19 protein-coding genes are annotated in these 23163 nt (G+C 65.2%); 13 read left to right on the top strand and 6 right to left on the bottom strand.

All coding sequences use genetic code 11. The features are described from left to right. Positions 1–91: 91 nt before the first annotated feature. The 3 genes from OPIT5_07905 to OPIT5_07895 all read left to right on the top strand — a co-directional run bounded on the left by OPIT5_07905 (position 92) and on the right by OPIT5_07895 (position 2519). A complete protein-coding gene (locus OPIT5_07905; GenBank protein AHF94180.1) occupies positions 92–1096 on the top strand; it encodes a hypothetical protein in 1005 nt (334 codons plus the stop codon). Continuing rightward, positions 1077–2072 carry a hypothetical protein gene (locus OPIT5_07900; GenBank protein ID AHF94179.1) on the top strand — a complete coding sequence of 332 codons (996 nt, stop codon included), beginning with the start codon at positions 1077–1079 and terminating at the stop codon, positions 2070–2072. The genes OPIT5_07905 and OPIT5_07900 overlap by 20 nt, the downstream gene beginning before the upstream one ends. A gap of 165 nt (positions 2073–2237) precedes the next feature. Beyond that, on the top strand, positions 2238–2519 hold the full coding sequence (locus OPIT5_07895; protein ID AHF90160.1) for a hypothetical protein: 282 nt from the start codon (positions 2238–2240) through the stop codon (positions 2517–2519). 34 nt (positions 2520–2553) lie between these two features. On the opposite strand, the gene OPIT5_07890 is transcribed toward OPIT5_07895, so the two are convergent. Beyond that, positions 2554–2928, bottom strand: a complete 375-nt coding sequence (locus OPIT5_07890; GenBank protein ID AHF90159.1) for an NTP pyrophosphohydrolase — start codon at positions 2926–2928, stop codon at positions 2554–2556. Between the two features lie 494 nt (positions 2929–3422). Between OPIT5_07890 and OPIT5_07885 the strand changes: the two genes are divergently transcribed. Then, on the top strand, positions 3423–3827 hold the full coding sequence (locus OPIT5_07885; protein ID AHF90158.1) for a heat shock protein Hsp20: 405 nt from the start codon (positions 3423–3425) through the stop codon (positions 3825–3827). A gap of 120 nt (positions 3828–3947) precedes the next feature. On the opposite strand, the gene OPIT5_07880 is transcribed toward OPIT5_07885, so the two are convergent. Further along, positions 3948–5135 (bottom strand): MFS transporter, encoded by a 1188-nt coding sequence (locus OPIT5_07880; protein ID AHF90157.1) that lies wholly within the window; start codon positions 5133–5135, stop codon positions 3948–3950. Between the two features lie 122 nt (positions 5136–5257). Between OPIT5_07880 and OPIT5_07875 the strand changes: the two genes are divergently transcribed. The 4 genes from OPIT5_07875 (at position 5258) to OPIT5_07850 (ending at position 12258) form a co-directional block, all read left to right on the top strand. Beyond that, on the top strand, positions 5258–7456 hold the full coding sequence (locus OPIT5_07875; protein AHF90156.1) for a hypothetical protein: 2199 nt from the start codon (positions 5258–5260) through the stop codon (positions 7454–7456). 1699 nt (positions 7457–9155) lie between these two features. Then, complete coding sequence (locus tag OPIT5_07860; GenBank protein ID AHF90155.1) at positions 9156–9914, top strand: hemolysin; 759 nt, start codon at positions 9156–9158, stop codon at positions 9912–9914. 82 nt (positions 9915–9996) lie between these two features. Next, positions 9997–10989 (top strand): hypothetical protein, encoded by a 993-nt coding sequence (locus OPIT5_07855; GenBank protein ID AHF90154.1) that lies wholly within the window; start codon positions 9997–9999, stop codon positions 10987–10989. A 363-nt stretch (positions 10990–11352) separates the two neighbouring features. Then, positions 11353–12258, top strand: a complete 906-nt coding sequence (locus tag OPIT5_07850) for a malonyl CoA-ACP transacylase (GenBank protein ID AHF90153.1) — start codon at positions 11353–11355, stop codon at positions 12256–12258. Positions 12259–12556: 298 nt separating this feature from the next. On the opposite strand, the gene OPIT5_07845 is transcribed toward OPIT5_07850, so the two are convergent. From OPIT5_07845 to OPIT5_07835, 3 genes are all read right to left on the bottom strand, one after another. Then, a complete protein-coding gene (locus OPIT5_07845) occupies positions 12557–13705 on the bottom strand; it encodes an RpoD family RNA polymerase sigma factor (protein AHF90152.1) in 1149 nt (382 codons plus the stop codon). A 286-nt stretch (positions 13706–13991) separates the two neighbouring features. Continuing rightward, on the bottom strand, positions 13992–14888 hold the full coding sequence (locus OPIT5_07840) for a membrane protein (GenBank protein ID AHF90151.1): 897 nt from the start codon (positions 14886–14888) through the stop codon (positions 13992–13994). A 111-nt stretch (positions 14889–14999) separates the two neighbouring features. Continuing rightward, positions 15000–16106 carry a phosphoribosylformylglycinamidine cyclo-ligase gene (locus tag OPIT5_07835; GenBank protein ID AHF90150.1) on the bottom strand — a complete coding sequence of 369 codons (1107 nt, stop codon included), beginning with the start codon at positions 16104–16106 and terminating at the stop codon, positions 15000–15002. A gap of 217 nt (positions 16107–16323) precedes the next feature. Here OPIT5_07835 and OPIT5_07830 point away from each other — a divergent pair, with 217 nt between their 5' ends. The 4 genes from OPIT5_07830 (at position 16324) to OPIT5_07815 (ending at position 20840) form a co-directional block, all read left to right on the top strand. Beyond that, complete coding sequence (locus OPIT5_07830) at positions 16324–17049, top strand: hypothetical protein (GenBank protein ID AHF94178.1); 726 nt, start codon at positions 16324–16326, stop codon at positions 17047–17049. Between the two features lie 8 nt (positions 17050–17057). After that, the gene (locus tag OPIT5_07825) at positions 17058–18485 is read left to right on the top strand and encodes a polysaccharide deacetylase (GenBank protein AHF90149.1); all 1428 of its coding nucleotides are present in this window, start codon (positions 17058–17060) and stop codon (positions 18483–18485) included. A gap of 44 nt (positions 18486–18529) precedes the next feature. Continuing rightward, positions 18530–19576, top strand: coding sequence for an autotransporter (locus tag OPIT5_07820; protein AHF90148.1), 1047 nt, complete (start codon positions 18530–18532; stop codon positions 19574–19576). Positions 19577–19700: 124 nt separating this feature from the next. Beyond that, positions 19701–20840, top strand: a complete 1140-nt coding sequence (locus OPIT5_07815) for a LacI family transcriptional regulator (protein ID AHF90147.1) — start codon at positions 19701–19703, stop codon at positions 20838–20840. A 20-nt stretch (positions 20841–20860) separates the two neighbouring features. On the opposite strand, the gene OPIT5_07810 is transcribed toward OPIT5_07815, so the two are convergent. Next, positions 20861–21568 (bottom strand): type II secretory pathway, pseudopilin PulG, encoded by a 708-nt coding sequence (locus OPIT5_07810; GenBank protein ID AHF90146.1) that lies wholly within the window; start codon positions 21566–21568, stop codon positions 20861–20863. Between the two features lie 106 nt (positions 21569–21674). On the opposite strand from OPIT5_07810, the gene OPIT5_07805 reads away from it, so the two are divergent. Then, positions 21675–23102: a polysaccharide deacetylase gene (locus OPIT5_07805; protein AHF90145.1), complete on the top strand. Its 1428-nt coding sequence runs from the start codon at positions 21675–21677 to the stop codon at positions 23100–23102. Positions 23103–23163 lie beyond the last annotated feature (61 nt).

Here is a 23163-nt window from a genome sequence, read left to right as displayed (position 1 = left end):
CCCTGGCTCCGATAGCGGTTTGCGTTCCCGCCTGCCGTCCTCGCGGCGTCGATGCTGGACAAAGGCAACCGCGTGGTCTGTTGTCCGGTTCATGCCGGCCCGAGCGCTCCCTCGCTTTTCCCGACTCGTCCTGCTTGCCACCGCCGTCCTCGCATTGGCGCGGGGGGTGTCCGGCCTCCACGCCGTGATGCTCCCTTTCCCGCTCGAGCGCGAGATCACCGACATTTTCGGTCGCACGGTGCAGGCGCGGATCATCGCGGTCACGGACAAGACGCTCACGATCGAGCGCGTCAGCGTCTTCGGCTCCGGTCCGGGCGGCGCGCAAAACCGCCATGACCTGATCATCGACAACCTCTCCGACGCGGACCGGCAGTTTGCCGCCGGCCTGTTGCGCGACACCCTCGCCCGCATCGCCGCCGCCGAGGCCGAAGCCGCGCGCAACCCGCCCGACACTCCCTGGCTCGCCGAGGTGCGGCGGGATTTTCAGGTTTACGACCGCGACGCCGGACGCCTCGTCCCGCTGCCCGCCGACTGGGGGAAGGGGAGGCACTGGTTTGTGGTGATGGTGTTCAGCAGCACACCGACAGAGGTGGTGACGAACCTGAAACGCTATCTTGAAAGATACACCCCGGCCGACGCTCCCCTGCTTTTGTGCTTCAGCAAGAGCAGCACCCGGGAGCTGGAGGAGGCCGCGGCCAGCCTGCCCGAGGGAGTGATCACGCTTTCGGCTGCCGCCACCGCCGAGGCATGCAAGGCAGTCGAGAAAACCGGAAGCGATTTCCAGCGCGACTGGTTTGATGATGCCCTGAAAAAGAAGCGTTCGGGAAACGAAGGCCTGGGCTACGACCCTTCGACAAAAGACCTCGAAATCCTCTACCGGCGCATGCTGGCCCGCCTTCCTGCCTACTGGCCGCGGCCGCCTGCGGTCACCGGACTGTCGAGCGCGAATAAATATTACAACGACATCCATCTCAACGCCTTCATTATTCATCGCTCCGGCCGGCCGGCCCGGTTTCGGGAGCTTCCTGCCCACAGCCAGCTCGAACACCTCGTCCGTATCCTCGCCGAACACAGCGATGAGCTGGAAACCGGCTGACCCTTTCTCTCCTCCCGCCTCCACCTCCCTGTTCTCCGCCCGTGCCATGCTCCGCCCGTTTTGCCTCGCCCGCCTCCCGTTTTTGATTTTCGGCCTTCTGGCGTTCAGCCTTCCTGCCGCGACTCTCCCTCTCGCCGACCCCGTCGAGCACACGCTCACCGACGCCGCCGGACGCAGTCTCGACGTGCGCATCACCGGAGTATCGGAAACCGCGCTGGCCGTCGTCCGCCTCAGCGACAACGCCTCCTTCGACATCCCGCTCGACAAGCTCTCTCCGGCCGCTCGCGAACTCGCCGCGCGACTCCTGCAAACCGCCCGCGCCAACCCCGTGTTGCCCGACACGCCCTGGCTCGCCGAAGTGCGGCGCGATTTCCGGATCTTCGATCCTGCCCGCAAACGCCTCGCCCCGCCGCCGGCCTCATTTGGCGCCACGCAACGCTGGTTTATTCTCTCGGTCGGCTACAACGCATCCTCGTTTCCGGTCAAAAAAGACTCATCCCGGCGTTCGCTCAAAAAACACGATCCCGCCCGGGCCTGTCTTCTCTGGCTGCCGGGTTCGGAGACCGCGATCGGCATCGAACTCGCCGGCGAAGACCTTCTGCCCGGGGCCGCCATCCTTTCGTACGAAGCCATGACGCAGGCGGTCGACACGGTCGAGCCCATGGGCAGCCGGTATGTCAACGAATGGTTCAGGAAAACCGCCAGCTCCACCCCGGACCAAAGTCGTTCCTACAGCCCGTCCGCGCCGGAGATCGAGGAACTTTACCGGCGCATGCTGGCCCGCCTTCCCGGCTACTGGCCGCGGCCGCCCCCGGTGAGCGGCACTTCCGGGGCGGGCCGCACGACCACCACCTGGCCGCATGCCTGGCTCTGTCATCGCGACGGCCGCCCCGCGCGCTTCCGCGGTCAGCCCGTGCAGGCCAGGATCGAGGAAGTCATCCAGCTCGTGAACGAAAAAAGTGACGAACTGGAATAACGCACAGATCCGCGCACTCCGCCTCACAGTTTCGCACGTAACAGCCTCGCGGACCCCCCCCGATGCCGCGCGCGGAAATTTTACACTCACAACGGCGACAACTGCGCCCGCTGTGTCTTGCCTGGCCGTCAATCAACGTTCACTGTCGTACACTCACCCTCCGTCATGGCCACCTACATCTACGAAACCATTCCGCAAAAATCCGGACAGAAACCCGTGTGCTTCGAAGCGAACCAGTCGATGAAGGACAAGCCGCTCACCCGCCATCCGCGGACCGGCGAGCCCGTGCGGCGCGTCATCACCGGCGGCTTCGGTTTTTACGGGGTCTCGACCGGCAACTCCCCGTCCGGCGGCGCCGGTGATGCCGGCTGCCTCGGTGACAACTGCGAGAACGCCGTCGTCAACGGCGGCCACTGCTGCGGCCCCGGTTGCGGCTGCGGTTCGTAAGCCGGGCGCAGGGGCGCACTTCCGGCCCATGCGCTCACAGTTCCGTGTATTTCGCCGACCGCCCGCGGGCCTTCTCCACCGGATATTTCCGGGCGTTGTGCTCCATTTTCGTCTCGATCGCGGCGGCCACGTCGATGCCCGTCACGTTGGCGAACTCCAGCGCGTAGATCACCACGTCCGCCAGTTCCTCCTCGATCTTTGCGCGCCTCGCCGGATCGGCGGCCACCGCCCGCGAGGCGTCCGAAGACTCCCATAAAAAATGCTCCATCAGCTCGCCCGCCTCCGCCGCCAGCGCCATGCTCAGGTTTTTCGGCGCGTGAAACTGCTCCCACTCGCGTTCGCGGGCGAAAGCGAGCACGCGGGTCTTGATCTCGGCAAGGGTCGTTGAGGAATCGGCAAGGCGGGACATGGCTCGCAGCCTGCCCGATCGCCGCCTGCACGACAAAACTTTTCCGACATCGAACTTGGCACGGAGCCTGCATTGTGCATGTTCAATCACCGTTCCAGAAATGTTCACGACCACCCAGTCTCACCGCATCGCCCGCGCCGGCACTTCGTTTACGAAGGCTGTCGCCCGTGGCTGCGCCGTGATGTGTCGTGTTCAACAATCTTCCAAATCCTGGAACAAACACGGCCGCCACCCGGGTCTGACACAGTTCTGAGTTCATTCCGCAACGTCGGATAACGCTCGCAAAGACTGTCAACCCGGGGGCCGAAAACAAAGGCCCGCGAGGAGCGTTTCCGCATTCCAGACCGCATCACCTCCATTCCTTTTCTCCAACACCACTCCAACACCACCACACCGCCAGATCCGGTCTCCCTCCTGTCATTTCACCCGTTCGTCATCCGCCCGTCATCTTTCCGACACCTTCGTCCTTCATATTCACCGAAACCGTTTTTCCCATGCACACGATCATCCATCCGCTGAAGCCCGCCGCCCGTCGTCCCCGTAGCAGCCCGGTTGTCGCCCCCGCTGACCGCCGCAAGCCGCACTACGACTGCACGGAGCAGGCGGACGCCGTCGCCCTCTCGGTCTTCCTGCCCAACGTGGAACCGCTCGGCGTCGAGTTCAAGGTGCGCGGCCCCGACCTCATCCTCACCGCGCGCAAGCGCCATCTCGTCCGCGTCAACTGGCGCGCCGCCCACCTCGAAGGCGCGGAGCACGATTACGAGCTCCACCTGCGTCTCGGCTATGGGCTCGATTACGACGCCCTGCGCGCCGAGATCGAGGGCGACCTCCTCAAGGTCGTCATCCCGAAGCGCATGACCACCGCCGAGGAACTGCGCGCCGCCGCCGCGGCCGCGTAACGCCGAGGTCTTCTGGAAATCCGGTTTACACAAAGCCCGCAAAAGTCGCAAAGACGTGGTTCTTCCGAAACTTCGCGGTCTTCGCGATCTTTGTGTAAAATCCGGAAATCTTCTCCTCTCTCACCGGTCCGCCGGCGCATGCCGCATGCCTTTCAGCAGCGGCAACATCAGCACCGGCGCGATCACCGACACCGCGATGCCCCAGTGCAGGTTGCTCCGGTCGGCCACCCAGCCGACGACCCAGGGCATGAAAATGCCGCCCGCATTCCCCAGCGCCGCCAGCGCGCCAAACATGCTCGCCCCGCCGTCCGGATAACGGTCCGCCGTCACCGCCAGCGTGGTCGGCCACAGACAACTCCCGGTGAATCCCGCGAGCACGCAACACGCCAGCGCCACCCATCCGACCGGGAAAAAACAGCCCAGCACAAACAGCACCGCCGTTGACGCGCAGCCCCAGGCCATGATGACGAACGGATTCCACCTTGAGCCGACCGCACCCGCCGCCATGCGGCCCAGCGCCATCGCCAGGGAAAACAATAACAGCGCCATGCTCCCCGTCGTCGCCGAAAACCCGAGCGCCGTCTCCGCGTAGGCCGGCAGCCATTGCGCGAGGCCCAGCTCCGTGGCGCCGCCCAGGAAAATCGCCGCCATCGCCGCCACGAACCAGCGCCGCCGCACCAGCACCGTCATCGGCGTCCGCGCCGCCCCGTTGGTGGTCATCGACGGGAAGCGCAGCAGCGCAAACGCCACCATCAGCACCACCGGCAACGGCAGCAGCACCAGGCACGCCCCGCGCCAGCCGATGTCCGCGCGCAGCGCCACCGTGCCCACCAGAATCGTCACCGCCGCGCCCACGCAGTAAAACGAGTGCAGCCAGTTCATCGCGACGGCGCGCTTGTGCGGGTTGATCGCCGCCACCACCGGGCTGAGCACCATGTCGAGCAATCCCGAGCCGAGCCCGAGAAAGAAAAACGCCGTCCCCAGCGACGTGTAACCGGGCGCGAACGCCATCCCGAAAAGACTCGCCGCAATGAGCGCGTTGCCCAGTTGCGCGAAAAGCTTCGCGCCCCACCGGTCCGCCAGCGGCCCGGTGATGACGATGCCGAAAACCAGCCCGCCGAACGCGCATGCGCCGAGCCGGCCCAGTTGCTCCTGCGTGAGCCCCGCCTCGCCGCCGTAAAGCCGGCTGAGTGTCGTGAGAAAGACCGGCAGCAGATTGATGCCGATGGAGAGGCTCATCATCGCTCCATAACAAACTCCCGTGAGCAGACGGGCATGAGGGAAGGTATCGGGTGCGGGTGCGGACATGGACCGTCCAGCAAACCTCCGCCCCGCGAAAACAGGAAGAGCAAAAGAGCCGTCGCCGAATTCATCCTTTTTTCACGTCCGCTTCACACAGGTTTCACGGGCCTGCGCGAGAATCCGCGTCCATGAAACGCCTCCCGCCACCTCTGCCGTTCCTGCATTTCCTGCTTCTTCTGCAACTCTTCTCGTTGCTGGTCCTCCTCCCGCTCCCGCGCTCCGCCGTCGGGGCGCCCGACGACGATCCCGGCTCCGGGACCGGGAGTGATAATAAAACCCTCTCGCCCTACTTCCGCGTTCGCGGCGCGCGGCCCGGCGTCGAGGCGCTGCCCCTGCGCTCCACCCGCGTCGACGCGACCGTGGCCGGCGTCATCGCCGACGTGCGTGTGACCCAGGTCTACACCAACACCGGCACGACGCCCCTCGAGGCCATCTACGTGTTCCCCGGCTCCACGCGCGCCGCCGTCCACGGCCTCACCATGACGCTCGGCGACCGCCGCCTCGAGGCCGAAATCAGGGAGCGCAAGCAGGCGCGCCAGATCTACGAAACCGCGCGCTCCGAAGGCAAAACCGCCTCCCTCCTCGAGCAGCAACGCCCCAATGTTTTCCAGATGAACGTCGCCAACATCCTTCCCGGCGACGAGATCACCGTCGAGCTCCGCTACACCGAACTGCTCTCGCCCGAGGACGGCGTCTATTCGTTCGTCTATCCCGGTGTCGTCGGTCCTCGCTACACCGGCGCATCCGGCGCCGGCCCCGAAGACCAGTGGGTCGCCAACCCGTACATCCCGAAAACCGCGGACGACCGCCGCGCCGGCCTCACCGATCCCGATGCCGGCACCGATGCCGACGGAAACCCGGTGAGCACCTTCGACATTGCCGTCACGCTTGCCGCCGGCGTGCCCGTCCAGGAGGCCGTCTGCCGCAGCCATCGCACAAAAATCACTTACGACGACCCTTCTACCGCCCGCATCGCGCTCGATCCCGCCGCGCGCGCCGACGCCGGCAACCGCGACTTCATCCTCCGCTACCGCCTCGCCGGCGAGGCCCTCAAGACCGGCCTCCTCATTGCCGAAGGCACGCCCGGGGCCGGGGGAGCCGACGGTGAAAACTGGTTCGTCGCCATGATCCAGCCGCCGGCCCGCCCTGTCGCGGCCAGCCTGCCGCCGCGCGACTACCTCTTCATCATCGATGTTTCCGGCTCCATGCGCGGCTTCCCGCTCCAGACGACAAAAACCCTCCTGCGCGGCCTCTTTCCCACGATGCGTCCGCAAGACACCTTCAACATCGTGCTGTTCTCCGGCCACAGCACCTCACTCGCCGAAGCTCCCGTGCCTGCCACGCCCGCCAATATCCGCGCCGCCAACGAGCTCCTCGACCGACAGTACGGCTACGACGGCACCGAACTCCTCCCCGCGCTGCGGCACGCCTTTTCGCTCCCGCGTCCCGAAGCCACCTCGCGCACCATCGCCATCGTCACCGACGGTTATGTGACCGTCGAACACGAGGCGTTCGAACTGGTGAGGCAACACCTCGGCGGCGAGAATGGCGCCAACGTTTTTGCCTTCGGCATCGGCAGCAGCGTCAACCGCCACCTCATCGAAGGCCTCGCCCGCGCCGGCCAGGGCGAGCCGTTCATCGTCACCGATCCCGCCGAGGCTGAAGCGGTCGCCGCCCGTCTCGGCAAGACCATCGCCTCGCCCGTGCTCACGAACATCAACGTGTCGTTCGACGGTTTCGACGTGTACGACGTGGAGCCCGCCACATTGCCCGACGTGTTTGCCGAGCGCCCGGTCATCCTCTTCGGCAAATGGCGCGGCCCGCGTGTCGGCAAGATCACGCTCACCGGCCTTGCCGGCGGAGGCGCGGGCGAGGAAGGGGAGGGCGGGAATGCGCACGACTCCCGCCGCTTCACCGCCGCGCTGTTTCCCGGCGCGACCGTTCCGCTCCCGCGTGCCGACGGGCTGTCGCGCCTGTGGGCGCGCCACCGCATCGCGCAACTCGGCGACGACGTGGAGGCCGGCGCCGCCGACCGCGAGGAGCGCATCGCCGAAATCACCACCCTCGGCCTCACCTGGAGGCTGCTCACCAAATACACGTCGTTTGTCGCCGTGGACCATGTTGTCCGTCGTGATCCGGGCACTACGCCCGGGCAGGTCAGACAACCGCTCCCGCTCCCTCGCGGCGTGGAAAACTCCGCCGTCGGCGGCGACATCCCCACCTCGCCCGAACCCGGCACCTGGGCGTTGATGGGCGTGGCCGCACTGGTGCTCGGCGCGGCCGCGTGGCAACGCAAACAGAGCCGCCGCCGGAGCGCCCGGTCATGAAGCACGGACTGTCCGGAAGTGGCACGGGCTTCCAGCCCGTGGACGGCGCGAAGCGCCGCCTCCGTGCCACTCCGGAACACGGGCAAGATGCCCGTGCCACTCCGGAACACGGGCAAGATGCCCGTGCCACTTCCCGGTTCGCCGCGCTCCTCCTCCTGCTCGCCGCCGGCTGGCCCGTGCTGCGCTGGTACGTGCTCCGGCTCGGCGACGGCTCCGACGAACCGTGGGGACTCGCCGCGCTGGCCGCCGCCCTGCTGTTTGCCCCGTGGCGCGCGCTGCGGCAACCGCTCGCGCCGCGCCGCGCCCTCGGGCTCGGCGGCGGCCTCCTCGTTTACGCCTTCGCCTGGTCCTGGATGCCGCCGCTCGCGCGAGCCCTGCTGTTTGTGTCACTGGTCGCTCTCGTTCTCGCCCCCGGCTCGTCCTCTTCCCCCGTTCACTCTCCTCCGCCTCCGCGCTCCGCGATCCCGCTCTGGTCGCTGCTCGTGTTGTCCCTGCCCGTGGTGGCGACCCTGCAATTTTACCTCGGTTATCCGTTGCGCGTGGTGACGACCTGGCTGTGCGTGCCGCTCATCCGGCTCCTCGGCGCCACGGCCACCGCCAGCGGCACGACGCTTTCGTGGGCGGGCGAACGCGTGATCGTCGATGCGCCGTGCAGCGGCATCCACATGTTGTGGACGGGCCTGTTCTGCGCCGCCGGGCTCGCCTGCTGGCACGAACTCGACGCCCGCCGCACCTTCGCCCTCGCCCGGGTGGCGGCGACGGCCGTTTTTGCCGCCAACGTCCTGCGCGCTACGATTCTGTTTTTCACCGAAAGCGGCCAGTGGCCGGCACCCGCGTGGGCGCACGAAGGCGCGGGCCTCGTGCTGTTCGCGGTGGCTGCGGTTGTCATCCTCGCCACCGCCGGACGCCTCGCCCGAAAGATGCCTCCCGCGCGTGCCGCCGCTCCATCGCAAACCCCGTGCCGGCAGTCCCGACGCCTGCCTTGCTGCCTCGTCGCCAGCGCCGCGCTCGTTGCCGGCACCGCTCCCGCCTGGTCTGTCCGCATGGCCGAAAACACCCGCGCCGCCCGGGCGCAGTCCGCCACCGCCGCCTTCCCCGGCTGGGAAGCCGGCCCCGTATCGGCTGACTGGGTACAACAGGAGATCGGCGAGCGCGAGGCCCGCTTCGCCAGGGACTTTCCCGGCAAGACCGCGGTTTTCACCGACGATGCCGGCCATACCCGGATCGTGCGCTGGCTGAGCCAGCCCACCCGCCGCCTGCACCCGGCGGCGTATTGCCTGCGCGCGCTCGGCTACGAAACCTCGCCGCAGCCGATCCGACAAAAACCCGACGGCTCCACCTGGAGCGCCACCGAGGCCCGCCAGCCCGGCTCCGGCCAGCGCATGTTCGTTTACGAACGCATCACCAATGCCGATGGTCAGGCATGGACGGATGTGTCCGCCTGGTACTGGGCCGCCGTCTTCGGCCGGGCCCGCGGCCCCTGGTGGACCGTCACCGAACTGGCGCCGGAGACGCCGGAAAATTGTCGGAGCGGCGGCATTCTTGCCGCTGCAGACGACGCAACGCGTCGCCGGTTCGGGCGGTGAGGCACCGGGCGAGGCGCTGACGCGCCTCGTCGCAGCGGCAGGAATGCCGCCGCTCCCCTCTTTATTTCCGCTTTCCGCTGTCCGGCGTTTCCGCTTTTCATGGCGTCCACGCCATGCCGCCTGCCAGCAAAAAAATCCGCCTCGACGAACTCCTCGTCGCCCGCGGCCTCGCCGAATCCCGTTCGCAGGCCAAGGCCCTCGTCATGAGCGGACGCGTCCGCCACGGCACCGAACGGCTCGACAAGCCCGGCAAGGTTTACGCCGACGATATCGCTCTCGTCCTCGACCGGCCTCCGCGCTTCGTCTCGCGGGGCGGCGAGAAGCTGCAAGGGTTCATCGACCGGTTCGGCCTCGACCTGCGCGGGGCGCACCTGCTCGATGTCGGAGCCTCGACCGGCGGTTTCACCGATTGTGCCCTCCAGGCCGGCGCCGCCTCCGCCGTGTGCGTGGACGTGGGCCGCGCGCAACTCCATGCCCGGCTGCGCGGCGATCCGCGTGTCACCAATCTCGAACAGGTCAACGCCCGCCACCTCAAGCCCGGCGACCTGCCGCGTCCCGCGTTCGATGTCGTGGTCATGGACCTGTCGTTCATCTCGCTCAAGAGCGTGTTGCCGGCCATCTGGCCTTTCGTCGCTCCCGGCAGCGGCACGCTCGTGGCGCTCGTGAAACCGCAATTCGAGGCCGGCAAGGCCGAGGTGGACAAGGGCCGGGGCGTCATCCGCGACCCGGCGATCCAGGAAGCCGTCCTCGCCGACATCACCGCCTTCGCCCTCGGCACCCTGCCGCGCGCGACGCTTGCCGGTTCGATGGATTCCCCCATCACCGGCGCCGACGGCAACCGCGAGTTTTTGCTTGGTCTGCGAAAGTCGTGAGGATGCCGGTGCCTGTTCGCACAGACGTACGGGCCCAAGATTGCGCTTCCATCGACCATCTATTGCATTATTGAAAAAGCGCATGAACTCCTCCCCCGCTCCACAACGCCGGTTCCTGTCCATCCTCATCGAAGCGATTGATCCCAAGGCGACCGCCACCGCCTTTTTTGCGGGCTGGGTCGCCTGGATCGCGCTCATCCTGCTGCTGGGACTGGCCGGCAACACCGCCGGCAACGCGACCACCGGCTATTCCGTCCTGGAGATTTTCGAGAACTACTGGCAAAGCGCCTTCTTCGGAAGCGCCGGTGTCGTTCTCCTGGTCGGCATTTACCAGAACGCCAAACGGCGGCTCCCCTGGCATGCGGCCTTTACCAACATCATCCTCTATGTCGGCCCGATGACCCTCGTGCTGATCGGGTTCGCGATTCTGGATGCGCTCTACAAAAACCACCCGCTCGCACGCGACATGCACCAGACGATGGGGATTGTCCTCGTCCTTTTTTACCTGCTCGGCATCGGCTATCTCCGGCTGAAGTCGCGCCGCGAAACGGGCGAATCCCTTGCTGCCTTCCTCCTGCCCACCTACGTGGTGGCGGTGCTCTTCGTCGGACTCTCCGTCTTCCAGGTGCTCAACTCCGTCGAGTACGTTTACCGCAACGCCTTCTACCTCACCGTGCAGTCCGTCGAGACCCGAGGCGGCCAGGTGCACATCACCGGCACGCTTCATGTCAACAAGGCGGCTCCCTACATCTGCTCGGCCTACCGCAACGACATGATCGACATACCCGAGTCCGACTCCGGCGAGACGGTCATCGTCTGGAAAGACGCCTCGCCTACCGCCGAAGGCGACTATGCCTTCCGGATCACCTGCAAGGAACGCAAAAACGACGTCGCCGCCACGCGCGGCATGCCCGAGGGTTATTACGATTACGAGCCGCTGGTCTATCTCCAGGTCAGTCTCAAGCCCGACGGCGAGAACAGTTACCCGAAGTCGGTCAAGTCTCTCCCGATCAGCACGTGGGAAATCGTGGATTACGCGCCCTCCCCGGCGGGTGACGGAAAACGGATTCCGTGAGGCGAACGGGAAATCAGGGTAACGTCTGAAAGAACCTGAAAGCTAACCACTAATGGACACTGATGGACACTAATCCCGAACCATGAATAAACCGCTAAAGGACGCTAAAACCATACAATCGGGAATGCCTGGTTTAGCGTCCGTCAGCGTCCTTTAGCGGTCTCCCTTCTGTTCCGGCCATTAGCAAAACCGGTTCGGATTAGTGTCCATCAGTGTCCATTAGTGGTTTAAAATGAATAGTGGTTCTTGAGCCTTGGACAGGCGCGCTGGCCGTCCGGTGTTGCCGATTTTCGGGCTTGTTTCAGCAAACCGGCCCGTTTCGCTTCACCGTTTCCTTCCATTCCGTCATTCCCTTCAATCCATATGGCTACAGCACTCCTCTTTGCCGGTCAGGGCGCCCAGAAAGTGGGCATGGGCAAATCCCTCTATGACAACTCCGCCGTCGCGCGTTCGATCTACGCCGAGGCCAACGCCGTCCTCGGCTGGGACATCGCCGGACTTTCTTTCGAAGGCCCCGACGCCGAGCTCACCCAGACCAAGGCCTGCCAGCCGGCGCTCTTCGTCCACGGCATGGCGCTCCATGCCATCCTCAAGGAACAGGGCAAGCTCGGTGACGTGAAGATCGCCCTTGGCCTCAGCCTCGGCGAAATCACGGCCCTGACGGCGGCCGGCGTGTTCGATTTCGCCACCGGCCTGCGTGTCGTGGCCGAGCGCGGCCGGCTCATGCAGATGGCCTGCGAGGCGACCGTCGGCGGCATGGCTGCCGTCGTCGGCGAGGAACGCTCCACCGTCGCCGACCTGTGCCGCGACTTCGACATCGAGGCCGCCAATTTCAACGCCCCCGGCCAGATCATCGTTTCCGGCGAGAAAACCAAAGTGGACGCCGCCGTCGCCGCCGCGAAGGAACGCGGCCTCAAGCGGGTGATCCCGCTCAACGTCGCCGGCGCCTACCACAGCCGCCTGATGGAGCCGGCCCGGGCGCAGTTCGCCGAATTTCTGCAAGGCGTCACCTTCAACGCCCCGCAACTCGTCGTCCTCACCAACACCACCGGCCAGGCGGTCTCCGACCCCGCGGCCATCCGCGAGGCGCTGGTGAAGCAGGTGGTCTCATCCGTGCTCTGGGAAGACTGCATGCGCTCGGCCGTCGCCGCCGGCGCCACGGAGTTCATCGAACTCGGCATGGCCGGCGTCCTTGCCGGCCTCGCCAAACGCACCGACAAGGCGTGGAGCGTCAAAAGCCTCGCCGAGTGGGACGACGTCGCGGGCTGAGAGCGACGTGAACGGTCCAGCCGTGGCACGGGCTTCCCGCCCGTGGGTTTTGCGTGGCATGGCCATCCTGGCCATGGGCTCCCGATCCCACGGGCGCTTGGCAGAAAAAAAGCCCGTGGCCACGCGGAGAGGCAACGCTCATGGGCTGGAAGCCCATGCCACTTGCGGCTGGCCTGTGCTGTGACCGGAGTGAACAGCGCCCGAAAAAAAGACCGCCGTCACCGGCGGTCTTTTTGTCGTTTTTGTGAAGTGGTAGAGTGGCCTTCGCAAACCTCGCCGGCTGCGAAAACCGGAAGGCTCAGCGTCGGGCGGGGCGGCGGGAAGAACCGGTGGCGACGGTGGCGACCGGGCGAGTGCCTCGCGTCGCGGCCCGCGTGCTGCCGCTCTCCTCGAACGGATTCACGGAACGCGACTCGATGAATTCCCGGATGACCTCGTGGCGCTTGCGGAGGCGTTCCTCCTCTTCCAGTTCCTCCACGCTGCGCTGGGCCTCGTGGCGGCTGATCGCCTTGCGCATCTTGGAGAGCGCGAGGTTCTGCAACTGGCGGACGCGCTCGCGCGTGACCTTGAATTTCTGGCCGACCTCCTCGAGCGTGAGCTCGTCGCGGCCATCGAGGCCGAACCGGTAACGGATGATCTCCGCCTCGCGCGGATCGAGCGAATCGACCATGGCCTTCAGGTCGGCGTTGCGGCTGCGCTCCTTGAGGCTGTCGAACGGGCTGACGGCGTTTTCGTCGCCCACCAGTTCGCCGAACGTCGAGGAGTCGCCATCTTCGCCGACGGGCGCGTCGAGCGAGGCCGGACGCACGCTGACGGATTTCAGATGCGCGACCTTGCTGGTCGGGATCTGGAGCTCCATCGCGATCTCTTCGTCCGTCGGCTCGCGGCCGAGCTGTTCCGTCAGGGCCATCGCCGTGCGGCGCATCCGGGCGATCTTGTCGACCAGATGGACAGGCAGGCGGATGGTCTTGGACTGGTTGGCGAGGGCGCGCTTGATCGACTGCTTGATCCACCATGCGGCGTAGGTGGAGAGCTTGCCGCCCTTGCGGGGATCGAAACGCTCCACGGCCTTCACCAGGCCGATGTTGCCCTCGCTGATCAGGTCGAGGAGCGGGAGGCCGAAGTCCTTGTAATCCATCGCGATCTTCACCACGAGACGCAGGTTGGCCGAGATCATGTGATCGCGGGCGGCCTTGTCTCCGCGGCGGATGCGACGGGCGAGCGTGACTTCCTCGTCGGGCGTCAGGAGCGGCGTCTTGCCGATCTCCTGCAAATAAAGCTGAAGGTTGCTGCGCTCCAGAGGAGCGGCTTCGGAGGGCGCGTCGGCCGCCTTTTCGAGAAAGGAGGGCGGTGCGATCTCGGGACGACCGGCAGCGGTGCCGCCGGCTACGGATTCGTCGGTATCGGAGGGGGAAGACGTACGGGCTGAGAGTGTGGAGAGTGACATAGTATCAGGTGGAGGGAGAATCGTGGTAGTGGTGAAGAAGCCGGCCGTCGTCTTCCGGCATGAATCGGGAAGTGGATGACAGGCTGTAGCGGGAAGCGTTCCATGTCGGTCAACATTTGCGGAACGAGGGAGGATGAACGGCGATTGTCATGAACGGTTGGTTTCGTCTACGCGTTATTTGTTCCATTTGACGGCAAGAAATGCACAGTTTTTGCGCCCTTTCGTCAAATATTTTTAATATGTCCAGTCTGAAACCCGCTCATTACGAGGATGATAACCCGTAAATTCAGCCGGCGACCGTTAGAATGATTCCAATGAGCACGCCGAGGACAGCGGGAAATTTCTGCCAGCCGTTTTTTTCGCCGAAGAGGAACAGGCCGCCCGCGAACGCCACGAGGACGCTGCCCCGGCGCAGGCTCGAAACGACGGAGACCAGCGCTTCCTCTTCGCGCAACGCGCCGAAATAGAGAAAATCCGCCACCAGCAGAAACAGCGAGACGGCCACGATGCTCCAGCGCCAGTGAAACGCGTTGCGCGGCCAGAGCCGGAATTTCCAGCCCGCGGCCAGCGGCAGGAACAGGATCGCGAGATAAATCGAAAACCAGCACTGCACCGTCGCTGTCGTGAAGCCGGCGCGGCCGAGCAAAAATTTGTCATAGAGCCCGCTCACCGCGCCGAGCAGCGTGCCGCCGACGAGAAACCAGATCCATTTGTTGCGGCGGAAATCCACGCCCTCCTTTGCCCCCGCCAGCGAAAGCCCGAGAAACGAGGCCAGCGTGATGACCACGCCCAGCCCCTCCAGCCATGACGGCCGCTCGCCGAGCACGAGCAGCGCGCCGAACAGGGTCCACATCGGCCCGGTGGCGCGGATCGGCGCGGCCAGCGACACCGGCAGGTGCTTTACGGCGAAATAGCTGCACACCCACGAGCAGGCGACGATGAACGATTTCAGCAGGAGTTGCAGATGCTGAACCGGCGAAAGCGTATCCACGTGCAGGATACCCGGCAGCGTTTGCGGCAGCGCGGCGTCGGCCGCCATGAGCGCCGCCCACACGCCGGCGCTGCACACGTTGGCCAGAAACAGCACCGCGAGCACGGCGTTGTCGCGCACGGAATGTTTGATGCTCAGATCGTAACACCCGAGGAAAAAGGCGGAGAGCAGACTGGCGACGATCCAGGGCACGAGGGAAAAGGCTGAAGGGAGCGGCGGCATTCCTGCCGCTGCCTGATACAGGTAACCGGGGCGACGCGGAGCGTCGTCCACAGCGGCAGGAATGCCGCCGCTCCCTTCTGTTCAGCGCAGTTGCAGCGTGCCCCCGTCGTATTCCAGCCCGAGCGAGGGGATGACCACGGCCTTGCGGTCGCCGTCCTTGCGCACGTGGCCTGCCTGCCAGGCCGTGTAACCGCCCGCCTTCGCGGCGGCGAGGGTGGCGTCGACGTTTTCCGGGGCGACCCAGGCGGCAAAACCCACGCCCTGGTTGAAAGTCGCATACGCCTCGCGCAAATCGATCGGACCCGCCTCGCGCAGGAAGCGGAACAGCGGCGGCTCTTCGCCCGGCCGGGTGATTTCGTAAACGAAGGGTTCGTCGAGGCGCATCAGCTTGCGCCAGCCGTGGCCGGTGACGTGGGCCACATAATTGAGCGGGATGCCGCGCTGCTGGCACTCGCGCACGAAGGCCACGTAAATGACCGAGGGCGCGAGCAACGCCTCGCCATAGGTGCGCGGGTCGCCGTGGCCGATCGGCGTCCGGTAGCCCTGCGGGAGTTTTTCGGCGATTTTCCGGCAAAGCGTCAGGCCGTTGGTCTGCACGCCGGAGGAGGCGAGAAAGATGATCGCGTCGCCATCGCGCACGCCGCCGGTGATGCGGAGCGTCTTCGGGAAAATCCTGCCGATGGCGGAGCCGGCGAGGACGATCGTATCCGGGTTGACGATACCGCGCAGCGTGGGTGTTTCCCCGCCGCCCCAGACGCCGCCGGCCTGGCGGCACCCCTCGGCCCAGCCTTCGACAAGCGCCTCCATGCGCGTCGCGTCGGCAAACCACTCCGACGCGCCCACGGCCGCGTGCATGGCGATGGAGATCGGCAGCGCGCCGCAAGTGACGAGGTCGTTGACGATGGTGGCCACCGTGTCGATGGCCACCTCGCGGTAAAAGCACTGGCCCGTCTGCGCGTACACGGCGTCGGCTACGAGGTTTTTGGTGCCGAGCCCTTCCTCGACGTGGGCGAGGTAATGGTCGGCGGCCTCGATCAGGTAGGCGCTCTCGCCTCGGGTTTTTTCGGGCTCGGCGTAGCCGTGCGCGGCGAGAAGGGGCGCGGTGGCGCGGGCGGCCTTCTGGCAGGCGCGCTTGAACGCGTCGAGCTGGTCATAGTTGACGCCGGAGGATTCGTAGCTGAGCGACATGGTTTTCGGAAAAAGCGGAAAAGGTGACGGGAAGGGAAATGGACGGAAACAGTAAAAGATTCACTCTCTCCGGCCGGCGCCCGCCGGGGCGAGCTTCTTCTTTTCCCTGTCATTGGCCGGTTCTCCTTCCGGTCTTCACACCGGCATCTCTACAAGTAGAGATTCAGCATCGTTGCCCTTTCACCACCGATCGCGCTTTTTCGCGCCCATGCACCCCATGCCCGGACAGATATCTTCCACCTTTGCCCCCGGTTCCCGGTGGCGCAAACCGCGCCCGCACAGCCGGGGAGGGTTTACGCTCGTCGAACTGCTGGCGGTGATCGTCATCATCGGCATTCTCGCCGCCCTTCTTCTCCCCGCCGCCAACCGCGTCCGCGCCACGGCGCGGCAGGCGCGTTGCGCCGCCAACCTCCGCAACATCAGCACCGCCTTTCCCCTCTACGCCGCCGAAAACCGCGACTTTTACCCGGCGGCGGGCTACAACACGGACGCCGCCGGCGATCCCCGCGTCAACCCCCTCGGCGGACGCTGGACAAAGGAAATCAAGCCCTACACCGCCATCGACGTGGTAGATGCTACTGGCGGCAGGACCGGCACCAGCAACCCCAACCCCACCTTCGTCATCTGCGCCATCGGCGAATTCACCGGCATGAACGGAGACCTCTCCAACCGCGACGATTCCGGCTCCGGCGCCATCAAGAACGGCTCCTGGCGCGTCAAAACCGGCGAAATCAAAAACCCCTCCCACACCATCCTCCTCGCCGACTCCGACGAATACCACCACGGCATCTGGGCCAACATGACCCCGAATGCCGAAACCGGCCGCTACACCTCCGGCGACCCCGTGCGCCACAGCGGCAAAGCCAATTACCTGTTCGTTGACGGCCACGTCCGCCTCCTCTCCCTCGACGACGCACTCAGGATCGTCAAGGCCGGCAAATAATCCGGACAATGAAAACCCTCCCCTCTCTGCTGCTTCTCCCCGCATTCGCCCTGGCCGTTGCCGCGTCCTTCGCGGCAGCGGCCGAAGAGGCCCCCATCCCCGCCAATCCCGGTTTCGAGGAGGGACTTCACGCCTGGCGCCCCAACGAAACCATGTCGCAGGTGGTTCCCGAAGCCGCCTTTTCCGGAAAACTCGGTCTGCGTGTCACTGACAACGACACCATCAACGGCTCTTCGCTGTTCAGCAGCCGTTATCCCGTGCAACCGGGCCAGCAGCTCACGCTCACTTTCCAGGCCCGCGCCGACGCCGATTTTCTGGCCGTCTATTTCTGGCCGACCAACGACGCCGGACGGCCCGTGCGCGATCCCGCGATCCGGGGTGACGGCCTCCCCAAGGTTTTTGTGAAAAAAGGCGACGGGGGCTGGAAGCCCTACACGCTCACCGCCACCCTGCCGGAGGGCGCCGCCGCCGTTTCCATCTGGGTCCATTCCTGGAGCGGCAGCACCGGCGTCGCCGACTTCGACGATTTCAACATCGAAGGCATCCCTCCCGGCACCGCTCCGCTCGACACGCCCGAAGCCATGAAGGCCGCCTCCGGGGCGGCCATTGCCAGGGCCGCCGCCCGCGCCGCCGCCGATGCCCCGCCCGCCGAAATCCCCCCGCGCAAGACCCCGCCCGTCATCCTCCTCAAGCTCGACGATCTCCGCCAGACCGGCGGCAAGGTGCACGCCTCCTGGACACGCGTGGCCGACTACCTCAAGGCCCGCGACATCAAATCCTCCATCGGCATCATCGCCGAAACCCTCGCCGAGGCCACGCCCGAATACGCCGGCTGGATCAAGGCACGCCGCGACTCCGGCCTCATCGAATTCTGGTTTCACGGCTGGGACCACAAGGTGTGGACCGACGACGCCGGCAAGAAACGCAGCGAGTTTTCCGGCCGCCCCTTTGACGAACAACTCCGTCGCTTCGCCCGCAGCCAGGAGCTCGCCAGGGAAAAGCTCGGTTTTGCCTTCACCACATTCGGTCCCGGCGGCGGAGGCAGCGGCGGACATCAGGATGCCGCCACCGCCCGCGCCATGACGGAAGACCCCGACATGAAAGTCTGGCTCTATCCCTCGCCCATCGATGCCATGGGCCGCGAAATCGCCGCCGCCGGCAAGATCACCGTCCTCGACCGTGTCTGGGCCGTGAACCTCGAAGGCGCTGTCGGTCAGCCCCACTACAACCGCTTCCTCGCCGGCTACGCCAAAAATCCCGACCGCGAGTATTTCGTATTGCAGGGCCATCCCACCCACTGGGGCGGCGACCGGTTCAAGGAGTTCGAAAAGATCATCGATTTCCTCGTCGAACAAAAGGCCGTCTTCATGACCCCGCTCGAATACGCCCAAAGCCTCGGCGGCAAACCCGCCCGGCAAGTCAGCGGAGGAAAGTAATCCCGTTATGGATACACACACCATCCGGAAATAACATCCACATCATGAAACACCAACCGTCCATCCTCCTCCATGCCATCGCATTTGCTGCCGTCGTGTTTGCGTCTGCGGCGAACTTGCCTGCCGCCGACCTCATCAAGGCCAACAACACGACTGCACTCGGTACGGCCGGCAGTTACACCGTTGCCGGCGCCACACCGACCAACGCCGATACCATCATCTTCAACGACACCCTCAGCTCTGTCTCCTCATTCAATTCGGGCGGTACCACCGCGCGAGGGCTGCGCCTTCTGGACCCGGCCAATGACATCACCCTCTCGGTCGGCAACTCCACCCTTTCACTCGGAGTCAACGGCTCTGCCACCGATGGCGGTTTCATCGACCTTTCCTCGGCTGTCCGCAATCTGACGATCAATGTCGCTTCATCGGGCCGGCTCCGCTTCTACGGAGCCCAATCGACCCTCACCGTTGCAGCCGGTCGCACCCTCACCGTCAACGCACCGGTCGAGGTGTATCATACAAATGGTGGAAGTCTCCGGGTAACCGGTGCCGGAGCCGTCATCCTGGCTACTGTCCGGGACAGCGATTCTATCCGGACAACCCGGCTCATCCACGACGACACCGGCTCCCTCACCCTGACCGGAGCCAATACCTACACCGGTGGCACCACGCTCTCCGGTGGCAACTTCACGCTCGCCGGTACGGGCTCTCTCTTCTTCGACCTTGCGAAAGGCAACCGGATCACCGGCGACTCCACCGGAGAAGTGCGCTTCGATGGCACCTTCAACGTCTCCGTCAGCGATATCGCGTTGACCGAAGACACCGCCTGGACGCTCGTTGCCGGCACCTTCAGTAACCTCGATTACGGGAGCACCTTCTCCCTTTTCCTCGGCGGTAGCATTGTTGGCAGTGGCATCACGCTGGACAGCACCAACAACTATACTGCCGGCAACTGGAGTTACGACATCTCCTCCGGCGCGCTCTCGTATGCGGCCGTCCCTGAACCGGGAATCACCGCCGCGCTGGCCGCCGCGGGCATGCTGCTTGCCGTCGCGCTTCTGCGCCATCGGCCTGGCCGCTATTCCCGGTAGTCCCCGTCTTCCCGGGCAGACCCGGATCGTCAGCATGCCGGGAAAACCATCATGCCGGAGCCGACTCGGGCATTGCCGAAGCATCCGCGTTCGGGCGGACTCGTCTCCGACCTTCCGACCCATCATGGCCTCCACGCGCATCACCATCCGCGACATCGCCGCCCGCGCCGGACTCCACTTCACTACCGTGTCCCTTGCCCTGCGCGACAGCCCCCAGCTCAATATCGACACCCGCGCCCGCATCAAGAAACTCGCCCGCGACATGGGTTACCGCCCCGACCCCATGCTCTCCGCCCTCCAGGCCCACAAACGCACCCGGCGCAACCCCCATTACCAGGCCACCATCGCCTGGATCAACAACTGGCCCCAACGCGACGACCTGCTCAAAATCCCCGAATTCCATGAATACCGGCGCGGCGCCGAGGAACGTGCCGCCGAACTCGGTTACCTCGTCGAGGAATTCTGGACGCACGATCCGGCGACTTCCCCCGCCAAACTCCGCGCCATTCTCCGCGCCCGCGGCATCCAGGCCCTTCTGGTCGCCCCCCAGCCGCGACCCCGCACGTGGCTGGAATTCGACTACACCGACTTTTCCGCCATCGCCTTCGGATACACCCTTCAGCCCCCGCTCCTTCACGTTGTGACCAATCACCAGGCGCATTCCGTCAACCTCCTCCTCGAAAAACTCTGGTCACTCGGCTACCGCCGCCCCGGCATGTACATAAGTCGCAACTGGGACGAAAAAGTCGGTTACAACTGGATCAGCGGCATGATGCTTTCGCGCTGGCTGCACCCCACGCTGGCGCGCCTCCCGCTCGTCATCGACAACGCCGGGAGAAACACCTCCGCGATGGCCGCCTGGATAAAAAAGCACCGTCCCGACGTCGTCATCACCTTCAGCAACAACTTCGTTTACCTTCAGGGCACCGGGCTGCGCATCCCCGAAGACATCGGCTTTGCCAGCCTCAACGTCGGGGAAACCGATACCCATATCTCCGGCATCCGGCAGAACGACCGGTTCATCGGACGCAAGGCCATCGACCTGCTCGTGGACATGGTGCACCGCAACGAACGCGGCATCCCCGAAATCCCCGTGCGCACCCTCGTCGAAGGCGTCTGGTGTCCGGGCAAAACGCTGCGCAAGCCGGGAGCGTCGCCCGCGGGCCGACAAACGGCAACTCACGCAAACCGGAATCCCTCACGGGGCGGATCACCCTCTGCCCGCCTCTCCCCGAATGCTCCGAAACCCCGGCGCGCGGATTGACGATCCGGTTTTGGCCGGGCCTACCGGTTTTTCACGGCATCCCGGACAGCCTTCGCCTCGACCCACGTCAAGGCCGTGACGTGCCCGTCGACAAACCCGCAATTGAGCCGGTTGTTGTGACGGGCGTTGACCTCGGCCGGGCTGAACAGGAGCTTGTCGCTGTCGCCCACGAGAATCGTCCTCGACGGATCGGTGATGCCCAGAGCCTTTGTCCGGCAATGGTAGGCGGGATTCGACATCTTGTTGTCCACCGCATTCACCTGCCCCTGCGCGGTGAGAATGTCGTTCATGCCGTGGCCGCGCGTGACGACATTTTCGTCCGTCACCACAAAATCCGGGCAGAAGGCGTACCGCTCCTGATCATTTCTTTCGGCCTGGATGTTGCCCGAAAGTTTCCGGCTCCAGTAAGGGCTGATTTCAACCTGCCACGCGCCTTCCCTGTTCATGAGCTGCGAACCGAAATTGAAGGTGGAGCTGCCGGACGGTTTCGCCACCGCCGGGAAGTAGCCGTTGTTGTCCGCCGCGTAGAGATTGAACGCGGCAAGCGTGTAGCGGAGATTCGATACACACTCGACCGCGCGGGCCGAACGCCGGACCTTGCCCGCGACCGGGATGATGATCGCGGCCAGCACGCCGATGATGACGATCACGGTCAGCAACTCGACCAGCGTGAAGCCGCGCGCACGGCGGACGGGAATCGGGACAGAAAGACGGGGTGCGGGTTTCATGCTGCCACTCTCGCGTATCGCCGCATCACCTACAAGCAGTCCGTTTTTCTACATGTAGTATTTCGACGGACTCGCCGCTCGCCTCCCTTCATCGCAGGTTGTTGCCATGCACCCCGCACTCCGCGCGTTTTCCCATAAAACCCTGTTCGCGCTCGCCGCCGTCGCGGCAGCCTTGCCTGCTTTCGCGGCCGGCCCGATCCCCGCCAACCCCGGTTTCGAAGACGGCCTCGACGGCTGGTTGCCCCGGGACACCATGGCGTCGGCCCTTCCCGAAGCCGCCCGCACCGGCAAACTCGGCCTCCGTATCGCCGACAACGATACCGTCAACGGCTCCGATTTCCACAGCAGCCGCTACCCTGTCACCCCCGGCCAGGAACTCACTCTCACCTTCCAGGCCAGGGCCGACGGCAACTTTCTCGTCGTCTGCTTCTGGCCCACCAACGAAGCCGGCAAACCCGTTCGCATCCCCGGGAAAAAAGGCGACGGCCTCGCCAGCGTTCTTGTCAAAAAGCAGGACGACGGCTGGCACCCCTACACCCTCACCACCACCGTGCCGCCCGGCGCCACGGCCGTCTCCGTCTGGATCCACTCGTGGAGCTCGGCCACCGGTGTGGTCGACTTTGACGACTTTGTGCTCGAAGGGATTCCTCCCGGCACCGCTCCGCTCGAAACCGTCGAGGCCATGAAAGCCGCCTCGTCTTCGGCCATCGCCCGCTACAATGCCCGCCGGGCCGCCGAGGCGCCGCCCGCCGAAATCCCCCCGCGCAAGGCCCCGCCCGTCATCATCCTCAAGCTCGACGATCTCCGTCAGACCAACGGCAAGGTCCATCACTCCTGGACTCGCGTCGCCGATTACCTGAAAAACCGCTCCATCAAATCCTCCATCGGCATCATCTGCGAAACCCTCGCCGAGGCCACGCCCGAATACACCGGCTGGATCAGGGAGCGCCGCGACTCCGGCCTCATCGAGTTCTGGTTCCATGGCTGGGACCACCAGGTATGGACCGACGACGCCGGAAAGAAATGGAACGAATTCAAGGGACGGCCCTTTGACGAACAGTGGTCCCGCTTCGAACGCTCGCAAACGCTGGCGAAGGAAAAACTCGGCTTCCCCTTCGCCGCTTTCGGTCCCGGCGGCGGCGTCGGTACCGGTTCCCAGGACGGGGTTACCGCGCAGGTCATGGCCAAGGATCCCGACATGAAAGTCTGGCTCTATCCCTCGCCCGTCGACGCTTCCGGACGTGACCTCGCCGCCGCCGGCAAGGTCACCATCCTTGACCGCGTCTGGGCCGTGAACCTTGAAGCTGCCGTCGGCCAGCCCGCTTTCAACCGGCTCGTCGTCGGCTACGCCAAGAACCCCGACCGCGAGTATTTTGTCCTGCAAGGCCATCCCACCCACTGGGCCGGCGAACGCTTCAGGGAGTTCGAAAAGATCATCGATTTCCTCGTCGAACAAAACGCCGTCTTCATGACCCCGCTCGAATACGCCCAAAGCCTCGGCGGCAAACCCGCCCGGCAGGTCGGCGGCAAGTGATTCCCCCGATATCTGCAACCGTTTTCCCGATACACAACCAGAGTCGAAACGCAAAAAACAA

This window comes from Opitutaceae bacterium TAV5 (genome assembly GCA_000242935.3).
GTDB lineage: Bacteria > Verrucomicrobiota > Verrucomicrobiia > Opitutales > Opitutaceae > Geminisphaera.
This window is presented reverse-complemented; position numbering and strand designations above follow the sequence as displayed.